The following is an 11848-nucleotide window of genomic DNA, read 5'->3' on the forward strand; positions in this document are numbered from 1 at the left end:
TTTCTACAGTCTCCCTCTTTACACATCATAAAATTATCCATAATATAGTAAAGATGGGTATGCACATCTAGACATCTTAAATAGTATAAGGAGGTCACTATGCTGGATTTAATTTATAAAGATTGGCTGAAACAAAAATATCAAATTTATAATCTTCAGCAACTTACAAGCTACATAAACAACTTAATTAGCCTGGCTGAAACATTAGGATTCTATCAATTACAAAAGGATTTACAACAATTATCTACAACGTTAAAAGATTCTAGCTCTGTCTACGATGTAGTCGAGCATATCACAGAAATGATGCTTTCCTTTAAACAGGATGATCAATTACTTAAAATTTATATAATTGGTACTATCCCTGAGGTACTTCAAAATGCCTCCATTCAAATTTTCGACAACATAAATAATGCTGATTGTGTTGTTGTATATAAAGAAACTATCCCTTCTTATTTCATACAACAGCCTATCATTTATTTTTATGAGAACGTAGATGATGAACAAATTATGCATCACGTAGTACAAGAGGTGTTACATACAAAATTACCTTTTGAAACAATCCAGAAGAGATTACAAAAATATATGTCAGTATCTCGCCAAACCCCTCCACTATTAGTAGTAACCGCTGACGACTTATTAACAAAATTTATAAAAACTGAATACACAACTTTACTAAACGTATATCATTTCACTAGCGGAAAGCACTTTTTCACAGAAAAAATCTATGAACAGTTTCCATTCTTCATACTAATTGTGGATTGGATGATGCCACAAATGGATGGTTTAGAACTTATTAATCGATTAAAGAGATTGTTGCCTAGTCGACATTTCCGAATTTTTATGACCTCTACTAAATCAACAGCCCACCACCTGGAGGAAGCATTTAAAGCCGGTGCTGATGATTTTATTGAAAAGCCGTTTTCACCTTTAGAATTTAAGGTTCGTTTGGCGCACTTATTAGAAGGAAGGAATGAAGGCTATTGATTATAGTTACAATTGTACAATCCATAGTTATCTTTTTAATAGTTGCTATTCTTATAGCGTATATATATTTAATTTCACTAAAATTACGTAGTAGAAATTTCAAAAGAAAAAATCATAAATGGAAAGAAGAAAATAGAAAATTTCTATATGAATTTATCATGCATAATAAATGCCATGATTTCAAAATTGAACATACAGCAGATATTCACGCACTAGAATCTCTCTGCATTAAAGCTACACAGCTCGTATCCGGGATTGATGAAAAACAGCGCATTCATCATTTATTACAAGTCTATTTGTTTCCCCATTATAAAGAAAAATTAGTTCACGGCACTCATATAGAAAAACAAAATATATTAGATATTATTTCTTTCTTCAAAATAAAAAAGTTTGAAAATGAGGTAAAAGATATCTGCACTCAAACATCTGGATCTATCCAGCATCAAGCATTTACTACATTAAGTACATTAAACACAAGGCAAGCAATTTTACTTGCTACAAGAGTCCATGACGCTATTCCCAACACTATGATTGCTTTAAGTATTTCTCAAACTGAAAATTTTTCTGTCTGGGTTGAATTTTTTTATACATTGCCTAAACAATTTCAATATGAAATTTTAAATGCAATCGGTACACGTGAAGAGAATAGCTGCTATCTTTTCCTCATTCAAAACTTAATGAATGAAGATGAGGAAATTATTATTCGCTCGTTACATGCTATTTCAAAGTTAATGCCGAAAACAGAAACAAAAGAGCACATTGAACATTTATTTAAAAAGGACAGTTGGCAAATTCACCTCATGCTTATTCGTGTAATAACCCCCTTTAAAGATGAAGGATACTTCCCTTATTTACTAGAACAAGCAGGGCATCAATCTTGGTGGGTACGTCGTGAAGTCCAACATGCAATTCAATATTATTCAAACTGGCAAGAAAAGTATATTGAAATTGCCTTACATCACCCTGATCGTTTCGCACGTGAAAGTGCATTAGAGGCTTTAGCACGAAAGGATGTGACAACATATGCATTATCTTGATATATTTTTAAAAATTTCACAATGGCTCTTCTTACTATACATGGGTGTTGCTATCTTATTCTATACAGCTATATTTCTGATTTCTGCATTCACCTTAAGAAAAAAAAGAGAACGTGATGAAAATAGGGAATTACTTCATTATTTACAGTCTGGTATTACTCGACCTGTCTCTATTATTGTTCCTGCCTATAACGAAGGAGTCACTATCGTATCAAGTGTCCAATCACTTTTAACTTTAGAATACCCTGAGTTTGAGGTAATCGTCGTAAACGATGGATCAAGCGATGATACATTAGAGCAATTAAAAGATCATTTCCAGCTATACGAAATTCAGAACGTGGTTAGATTACAATTGGAAACAGAGACTATTCGAAAAATATATCGCTCATCTGTTAATAAACAAATTATCGTTGTCGATAAAGAAAACGGCGGCAAAGCAGATGCATTAAATGCAGGTATCAATATTTCCAACTATCCGTACGTTTGTTCATTAGATGCTGATTCTCTCTTAGAATGTGATGCACTTATGAAAGCTATGAAACCAATTTATGAATCTCCAGAAAAAGTTATGGTAACTGGCGGAAGTGTTCGTATTGTGAATGGTTCTTACATACAAAATGGTCAAATGATCGAAAATCGTCTTCCAAAACAACCTCTTGCGCTCATGCAAATTATCGAGTATTTGCGTGGATTCTTATTTGGTCGCTTAGCATGGAGCAAGTATAATATTCTTCCTATCATTTCTGGCGCATTTGGTATTTTCGATAAAGGAGAAGTTATTCGTGTTGGAGGGTATCAACGAAAAACTGTCGGAGAAGATATGGAGCTTGTCGTTCACCTTCATAAAAAAGCTTTACAAGATGGAGAAGAAAAGAAAATTATTTATAACCCAAACGCAATTTGCTGGACACAGGCTCCTGATGATTTAACAACCTTCCGCAAACAACGAAGTCGTTGGCACCGTGGTTTAGGTGAAACCTTATGGCGCCATAAAGATATTTTATTCCGTCCAAAATATAAAGCTTTCGGTATGATTGCAATGCCTTTTTATTTATTACTAGAATGGCTTGGTCCTATTATTGAAATACTTGGCTATTTACTACTACTGTATCATTTACTATTCGATGAAATCTTCACAGAATATGTATTTTTACTGTTAGCTGCTACCGTACTATACGGATCATTTCTATCTGTAGGAGTTGTTTTATTAGAAGAATGGAGTATGAAAAAACAAAATAGTATTAAAGATTTTACACTCTTACTTCTCTGGTCGTTAACTGAATCATTTTGGTATCGTCCACTGACTGTTTGGTACCGATTTTTAGGACTGTTTCAAAGTCTTTTCCGAATTAAAGGTTGGGGGAAAATGAAACGTAAATCTCTTGAAAACCAATCTTCAGAACGTTTTTGGTGGCTACGAAGAATTGCCTTCATCCTAATTATTTTAGCAGTTATTTTCGGGATAGATGCAACAAAACACCGATTGCAACCAACGCTCCTAAAAAGCACTGCAGATAATATTTCATATGGTTTTAAAGCAGAGCGAAATAAGCAAACCCTTCAGCATTATACAGGAGGCAAATGGGAAGATTGGACAATTAAAGGTGTGAACCTAGGTATGGCAAAACCAGGGGCATTTCCAGGTGATGCTGCAATTACAAAAGCAGAATATAAAAAATGGTTGAAACAAATTAGCGAAATGGGTGCAAATACGATTCGTGTTTATACCATTCACCCTCCTGCTTTTTACGAAGCTTTATTTGAATTTAACCAACAAGCAAAACAACCTTTATATTTCTTCCATGGTGTATGGGTTGAAGAAGAACAACTGTTAGAAACAAAAGATGCTTACAAATCAAAAAATGAACTCTTTAAAAATATTGAAAGAACAGCCGATGTAATTCATGGTAATACAACAATCGCTGCTGAAAAAGGACATGCTTACGGTGAATATAATTATGATGTGTCACAATATTTAGCTGGTTGGATTCTGGGGATTGAGTGGGATCCTGACATGGTCATCGAAACAAATAAAAAACATGCTGATAAAACTTCATTTAAGGGGAAATATTTCGAAGCGAAGAACGCCAGTCCATTTGAAATTTGGCTAGCTGAAGGAATGAATCATATCGCTCAATATTCTATTAGCAAATATGAGACCGCTCAGCCTATCGCTTTTTCCAACTGGGTTACAACAGATTTACTAGATCACCCTGCTGAACCGTTCATCGGTGAAGATGCTGTATCTATAAATCCAAATCATATCTTTGCTAATAAGAATTACCCAAGCGGGGCGTTTGCCTCTTATCACGTGTATCCTTATTACCCTGACTTCTTAAATTTCGATCCAGATAAAGCAAATTTCAAAGACCATCGAGGGCAATCCAATAGTTACGCTGCTTATTTAAAAGACTTGCATGATTCACATGAAATGCCTGTTGTTATTTCGGAATTTGGTATCCCAGGATCCCGAGGTATTTCTCATAAAAATATACATGGAAAAGACCAAGGGCATATGAATGAAGATGAACAAGGAAAACGTAATGCAGAGCTCTTCGAAGATATTATTCAGGCGAAATTGGCCGGCGGTATTGTATTCATTTGGCAAGATGAATGGTTTAAATTCTCTTGGAATACAACTAAATATGATAATACGGAAGAACGACCACATTGGAACAACGTACAAGTTCCTGAACAACATTTCGGTTTGCTATCATTTGAATCCCATACTATTAATGTCGATGGTGATACGAGTGATTGGAAAACAAAAACAAAAATTGGAGATAAGAATGGTTACACGACTTTCGTAACACACGATGAGTCCTATTTATACTTATCCATTGATCGTCCAAAAGCTAGACCTCTTGAAGAGGAACCTATTACAATTGGAGTAAACATATTACCTGAACAAGGAAATAAAGAATTTAACGGCCTTTCTATGAAAGAAGGCGCTGATTTTAAAATTGATCTGCACGGTGGACAATCTAATCAAGTACTTGTTGATTCTTACTATGATGTATTCTCTTATGAATTTGGTTTCCAACGAAATCTAGTTCCTTATACAAAACCTGAAAAAAATAGCGGACAATTCTCCCCTATTTATACAGCATTAAGTTTGCCAATTACATTACCACTTACTCAGGAGCAATTGCCATTTGAAAAATTTAACGTCGGAGCATTAACTATGGGAAATAGTAATCCGACTAGTGCTGATTACAACTCACTTGCAGATTTTTCTACTCCTGCAAAAGAAAACATTGAACTTCGAATTCCTTGGATGGTATTAAATGCAAAAGCACCAAACATAAAAGAATTTATTGGTGATATTTATGCAAACGAAGAAATAGATGGTTTAACTACGAAACAAATTATTAACGCAATTGGATTTACAGTTCAAATTGGAGCTGAAAACATTACAATTGCACAAGATGGCGAATATGCTATGTATAACTATTCAAAATGGGGTGATGTTGTCGAATACACATCACGACTCAAGAAAAGTTACTACTACATGCAAAAAGTATATCAAGCTACAAAATAACAAAAAGCAAGCTACTTTTCAGTAGCTTGCTTTTTTCAAAATGTATATATATTTACTGATTTACTTTTTTAATACTCTCTTCTTCCTCTATATGTTCCTCACGATATGAAATATTATGAGGATCTAGCCCATTTCCTAAAGAACCATAGAAATGCTCTCTATGCGGATCCACTAATTCACTTCCTTGATAATACACACGTGGTGTATTCCATAGCGCTGCCAAAGCTTTTGTCATCGGCATCTCATGATAGCGTTCCGGCCACATTTCTTTAATTTTCTCTTTTACTAACGGGTAGTATTTAGAGCTCATAGCAGGGAACAAATGATGTTCTGTATGATATGAGAAATTGAAATGTAAAACGTCTACCCAACGCGGCACTGTTACTGATAAACAGTTTGCTAACGGATCATTTACTGGAACAATTGGATTTAAGCGGTGATTTGTTGCGATATATGCCATTACAATAAAGTTAGCAATTAACAATGGAATCACATATGCAAATAACCATTTTCCAGGTCCCATAATAAACAATAAACTAATCCAAACAGTCCAAGGCAAAAGAAGTTGAAGCCATACAGATTTTTGATTGGATGACTTAAACTCTTTTATAAAATGAAAGAACATTCGAGTCGAATGCAATGTAAATTGAATTGTTAGTGACAGAAAACTAAAGAATGAACGTACATGAAGAGGCATGCGATATACCCAGCTCAAAAACTTACTCTTTTTAAGCTTCTCAAGTGTAGGCCATGCATCTGGATCATTCTCTTCATGTTGTGTATGAACGTGATGCGTTGCATTATGCCACTTTCGCCAAAGTTTAGGACCTGTTGATAATGGCATAAATGCAATCGCTCCTAAGAAATCACGAAGCCATGCCTTTCTTACAACAGTTCCATGTAAAATTTCATGCCCTAAAAACCCAAGTGAAGCAAAACATAATCCAAGAACGATCGCAATTCCTAGATTAGCCCACACATTCAATTCAAATACACCAATCGATATTAACCCCGCCAATGCCACAAGTAAATAAGCCAGTCCGCCAAATAAACGAGTAGGAACTGGTTTAAATGCTTTTTTCGGCAAATGTGGTGATACACGTGCTGCATACCACCCAAACGTATGAAGCTCCTTCATCCTTTTGCCCCTTTCTTATGCCGCGCCTTGCGCAACTTACATATATCAATTCTTGCTTCCAGATTGATTTTACTAGGTGATTAAAAAGCATCTATTATAAGGAAAATATACTCACTCTATCGTCACTTATTTTTCGCTTTTATTATCAATGAAAAACATTTATCTTTTTACTCTCTATCAACCTTTCCACATGATGAATCATATCAATAGAATTTCCACATTGTCAACAACTTTTATGACCTAGTAATAAAAGTTGGTTATATTTTTATAATTATACTTTATTCCACTAAAGAAAAAACATAGATTTTATAAGGTTTCATTCATTATACATATACGTACTTTGCCATGCTATAGACTCTATCTTATTCAAGAACTCTCTGTTTAAACAACAAATATACTCATCTAAATCTAGCTTTACACAACTCCTATCTCTTCATACCGATAACGCCCATTAATTATATTAAAATAATTTTATCTTTCTTTTAAATAAAGTGAAACTTTAATCAGTGGGGGGCTTCATCTCCCACTGATTATTAGCCCTCACCAATCGGACTTTTATGGGTAGCCTGCCCCCACCTAACTTCTTCACTTTCGCTGAATTTTGAGGTGGGGGTCTTACTGCCCATTAAAGTGGGATAAAAATAGCCTACCTCTAAAACAACACACATGAATTTCATATCATATGGAAATATCAAAAGGAAAATTGTTCTAAATCAGGAGGTTTCCTTAATGACAAGCGATACATTTCCACAATTCCCATCATCTTATTGGATTGAATCTACCCAAATCCCAACTTTTCCCCCTTTATCTGAAAATATAAAGACAAAAGTTGCTGTTATCGGTGCTGGTATTACAGGTATTACTACTGCCTATTTACTTGCAAAAGAAGGCATCGATGTTGTGTTAATTGATTCTGGGCTTATTTTAAACGGGACGACTGGGCATACAACAGCAAAGATAACAGCGCAACATGATCTAATTTATGATGAATTAATCAATCATTTCGGTATGGAAAAGGCCGGGCTTTACTATGAATCAAATAATCATGCTCTACAATTTATTAATGAAACTGTGCAAACATATAAAATCGACTGTAATTTCTCAAATGAAGATTCATATTTATATACAACTACCGATAAGGGATTAAGAAGTTTATCGAAAGAATATGAAGCCTATCAAAAATTAAATATACCTTGTGACTATGTTCAATCTCTATCGATTCCAATTCCAGTACAATCTGCACTTGTCATGAAAAATCAAGCCCAGTTTCATCCCCTTCTTTATTTGAAAACACTTTTAGAAAAGTTTGTGGAGATGGGTGGAAAAGTTTATGAACAAACGACTGCTATGGATGTAGAAAAAGGAGATTCTCCACAAGTCATTACAAAGGGCGGACATCGCATTACTTGTGAATATGTTGTCTCTTGTTCACACTTTCCTTTTTATGATGCGAATAGCTTTTTCTTTACGCGAATGTACGCAGAACGCTCTTATGCTCTTGCTATTAAAGCAAAAACAGATTATCCAGGTGGTATGTATTTAAGTATTGATGACCCAAAACGCTCCTTACGCTACACAACAAGCAATGGGGAAAAATTAATTTTAATTGGAGGAGAAAGTCATAAAACAGGACAAGGAATAAACACGATGCTTCATTACGAAGCACTTTATTCTTTTGCGGAAGCAACGTTTGGAATAGATGAAGTTCCTTATAGATGGTCAGCACAAGATTTAATTACGCTAGATAAGCTCCCTTATATTGGACATATTAACGAGAGCAATCCAAATATATTTGTTGCAACTGGATATCGTAAATGGGGAATGACAACTGGAACTGCTGCCGCTCATTTACTGAAGGATTCCATTCTAAAAGTAGACAGTCCATATAAAGAACTGTATGCACCATCACGCTTCCATGCAAATCCAGATATAAAAACGTTCCTCTCCCAAAACCTTGATGTTGCGAAACATTTAATTGAAGGAAAGATTGAAACTGTATTACGTAAACCAGAAGACCTCGAAGTTGGTGAAGGATCTGTCGTACATGTTAACGGGAAACGAGCAGGTGCTTATAAGGACAAAGGTGGAAAATTACATATTGTCGATACAACTTGTACACATCTCGGCTGCGAAGTTGAATGGAATAATGGTGATTGTACTTGGGACTGCCCTTGCCACGGTTCCCGTTTTTCAATTGAAGGAGAGGTTATTGAAGGTCCGGCAGATCAACCGTTAAAACGAGTTGATAATGAGTAAATAAATAAAGAAGTTCAACAGGATTTCTGTTGAACTTCTTTATTTGTTATAAAACCTTTTCATATAAATCCCGATACAAGAAGGAAAATATTAACACCAAATAAAATAATATACTCATCTACAAATTAAAAGGGGTGAATACTATGCAACCTTCAGCTCCACCTCATCTAGAACCTACAAAAACTATCTTTTCAAACTCTATTACAAAACTTGTTGTTTTTATTTGTTGGCTAGCCATTCTAGCTGACGGCTATGATTTAGGTATTTACGGGGCCGTTCTGCCTAAGCTACTGGAAGACAACAGCTGGGCACTATCACCAGCTCATGCTGGTACAATTGCAAGCTATGCTTTGTTTGGAATGTTTATTGGCGCTATTCTAGTTGGAACGATTACAGATCTAATTGGACGAAAATGGATACTTATATGCTGTTTAACACTTTTTTCTATTACAATGGGCCTAGCTGCACTTGCTCCTTCTCCTGAATTATTTGGACTATGGCGATTTATCGGAGGAATTGGACTAGGCGGTGTCATTCCAACAGCTTCCGCACTTACTGTTGAATATTCACCAAAAAAGCGACAATCTTTTATTTACGCTCTTATGTTTACTGGCTATCCTTTAGGTATCGTGTTAGGCGCTATTTTGTCCATGTTTATGTTAGAAGACTTCGGATGGAGAATTATGTTTGGCATCGGAATGATTCCACTACTCCTCATTCCTTTCATTATTCGTTATTTACCTGAATCCATTCAATTTTTGTTATCACGTAACCGCCAAGAAGAAGTGGATAAAATTCTTAATCGTTTTCAAATTGAATTCCATGCAAAAGAGAAAACTCATCAACCCCCATCTAATATACGAAAGAAAAATGGATTTCTTACTTTATTCTCAAAAGAATACAAAAAAGCAACGCTGCTTTTTTGGATCACTTATATAATGGGGATGTTTTTAATATACGGTTTAAATACTTGGTTGCCTCAGATGATGCGACAGGCAGGATATCCTCTTGGATCTAGTTTATCATTTCTACTTATGCTAAATATTACCGCCGCTATCGGTGCATTATTTGCTGGAGCAATCGCAGATCGTATAGGAGCCAAAATTGTTATTAGCATCTCCTATCTTCTGGCAGCTGTATGTATTGGACTATTAACAATTAAACCATCTGTTACAATCATTTATCTTTTAATTGGTCTTGCTGGAATTGGATCGGTCGGTATTACTCAAATATTAAATGCATATGTGACACAATACTTCCCATCCCATATCCGAGCTACTTCCTTAGGCTGGGGACTTGGACTTGGCCGAGTTGGCGCAATTACTGGTCCTATTCTTGTCGGTATTATTATGACAATGCAATATGACTTAGTATGGAATTTTTACTTATTCTCATTTGCAGGTCTTCTTGCAGCTATATCTGTTTTCTTTATTCCTACAAAATAAAAAGAGCACAAACTTTGAACTGCACCCCAATTGTTAGACACAGTCTAACAATTGGAGGTGCAGTTTTTCTATGGCTAAATTTACAGCTGATGAAAAAATACAAATCGTTCTACGTTATTTAAACGGAAATGAAAGTTATCGAGAAATGGGTAAATCGATTGGTATAAGTGACACAATTATTTTGAATTGGGTAAACCAATATAAACAGAATGGTATGGAAGCTTTTCTAAAACGATGTACAAATTACACACAACAATTTAAACTAGACGTACTAAACTTTATGATTGAAAACGGTATGTCCTTATTTGAGACGGCAGCTATCTTTAACATTCCTGCCCCTTCAACGATTTCGGTTTGGAAAAAACAGCTCGAAACACAAGGAATTGATGCCCTTCAATCTAAGAAAAAGGGGCGTCCATCCATGAAAAAAGATTCAAATAAACAATTAAAACAACCTCTAGCTGAAGGGTCAGTCGAAGCACTTGAAGCACGCATTAAACAGCTTGAGATGGAAAATGAGTACTTAAAAAAGTTAAATGCCTTAGTTCAAAACAAGGAAAAATCACAAAACAAGATAAAGCGCAAGTAGTCTATGAATTAAGGCATAAATATTCGGTGAAGGCACTCGTGGAGCTAGCTACTATTCCTCGAAGCACGTATTATGATTTAGTAAAGAAAATGAATCGTCCAGATGTAGATGCCGATTTGAAAGCTGAGATTAAAGCGATTTATGAGGGAAATGAAGGTCGTTATGGTTACCGTCGCATTCGTGATGAATTAACGAATCGTGGCCAGAAAGTGAACCACAAGAAGGTTCAGCGCATTATGAAAGAGCTTGGGTTAAAGTGTGTTGTGCGTATGAAGAAATATAAATCCTATAAAGGAAAAGTCGGTAAAATTGCACCTAATATTTTAGAGCGTAATTTTTATACAGATGCACCGAATCAAAAGTGGGTAACAGACATCACAGAGTTTAAATTGTTTGGAGAAAAACTGTATGTATCACCTGTATTAGACTTGTATAATGGTGAAATTATTACCTATACAATTGGTTCTAGACCGACGTATTCACTTGTTTCAGAGATGTTAGAGAAAGCATTAGAACGTTTACCTGAAAACCACCAACTACTGATGCATTCGGATCAAGGGTGGCATTATCAAATGAGACAATACGTCCGTACACTTGAATCAAGGGGGATCGTACAGAGTATGTCTCGAAAAGGAAACTGTTACGACAACGCAGTAATAGAGAATTTCTTTGGGATTATGAAGTCGGAGTTCCTCTACATAAAAGAGTTTGAAAGTGTAGATCATTTTAAAATAGAATTAGAAAAATATATAGATTATTATAATACGAAACGGATTAAGGCAAAATTAAAAATGAGCCCGGTACAATACCGGACTCATTTGGATCAAGCTACCTAATGAAATAACCGTGTCTAACTTT

At 35.2% G+C, this 11848-nt stretch carries 7 protein-coding genes; 6 read left to right on the plus strand and 1 reads right to left on the minus strand.

Translation table 11 applies throughout. The features are described 5' to 3' along the window. Positions 1–99 precede the first annotated feature (99 nt). The 3 genes from QCI73_RS25485 to QCI73_RS25495 are packed head-to-tail and all read left to right on the plus strand — an operon-like array spanning position 100 to position 5562. On the plus strand, positions 100–984 hold the full coding sequence (locus QCI73_RS25485; protein ID WP_014481563.1) for a response regulator: 885 nt from the start codon (positions 100–102) through the stop codon (positions 982–984). Next, a complete protein-coding gene (locus tag QCI73_RS25490; RefSeq protein ID WP_353823988.1) occupies positions 981–2021 on the plus strand; it encodes a HEAT repeat domain-containing protein in 1041 nt (346 codons plus the stop codon). Before QCI73_RS25485 ends, QCI73_RS25490 begins: the two co-directional genes overlap by 4 nt. Beyond that, positions 2008–5562, plus strand: coding sequence for a glycosyltransferase family 2 protein (locus QCI73_RS25495; RefSeq protein ID WP_353823989.1), 3555 nt, complete (start codon positions 2008–2010; stop codon positions 5560–5562). The genes QCI73_RS25490 and QCI73_RS25495 overlap by 14 nt, the downstream gene beginning before the upstream one ends. Positions 5563–5614: 52 nt before the next feature. Here the strand turns inward: QCI73_RS25495 and desB are convergent, their stop codons facing one another. After that, positions 5615–6700, minus strand: a complete 1086-nt coding sequence (gene desB / locus QCI73_RS25500; RefSeq protein WP_000661225.1) for a Delta(10) desaturase DesB — start codon at positions 6698–6700, stop codon at positions 5615–5617. A gap of 729 nt (positions 6701–7429) precedes the next feature. On the opposite strand from desB, the gene QCI73_RS25505 reads away from it, so the two are divergent. The 3 genes from QCI73_RS25505 (at position 7430) to QCI73_RS25515 (ending at position 11826) form a co-directional block, all read left to right on the plus strand. After that, on the plus strand, positions 7430–8956 hold the full coding sequence (locus tag QCI73_RS25505; protein ID WP_327923694.1) for an FAD-dependent oxidoreductase: 1527 nt from the start codon (positions 7430–7432) through the stop codon (positions 8954–8956). 143 nt (positions 8957–9099) lie between these two features. After that, entirely contained in the window at positions 9100–10401 is a 1302-nt protein-coding gene (locus QCI73_RS25510) for an MFS transporter (RefSeq protein ID WP_353823990.1), read from the plus strand. A gap of 70 nt (positions 10402–10471) precedes the next feature. Continuing rightward, a protein-coding gene (locus tag QCI73_RS25515) for an IS3 family transposase (protein WP_483299564.1) occupies positions 10472–11826 on the plus strand; the annotation gives its coding sequence in 2 pieces (ribosomal slippage) (positions 10472–10940 and positions 10940–11826; 1356 coding nt in all). The last annotated feature ends 22 nt before the right edge of the window (positions 11827–11848 follow it).

Source organism: Bacillus cereus group sp. MG16 (assembly GCF_040459875.1).
Taxonomy (GTDB): Bacteria; Bacillota; Bacilli; order Bacillales; family Bacillaceae_G; genus Bacillus_A; species Bacillus_A paranthracis.

Coding starts and splice junctions, on each gene's coding strand:
- QCI73_RS25495 (WP_353823989.1), top strand. CDS start 2,008: ATGCATTATCTTGATATATTTTTAAAAATTTCACAATGGCTCTTCTTA.
- QCI73_RS25510 (WP_353823990.1), top strand. CDS start 9,100: ATGCAACCTTCAGCTCCACCTCATCTAGAACCTACAAAAACTATCTTT.
- QCI73_RS25485 (WP_014481563.1), top strand. CDS start 100: ATGCTGGATTTAATTTATAAAGATTGGCTGAAACAAAAATATCAAATT.
- desB (WP_000661225.1), bottom strand. CDS start 6,700: ATGAAGGAGCTTCATACGTTTGGGTGGTATGCAGCACGTGTATCACCA.
- QCI73_RS25505 (WP_327923694.1), top strand. CDS start 7,430: ATGACAAGCGATACATTTCCACAATTCCCATCATCTTATTGGATTGAA.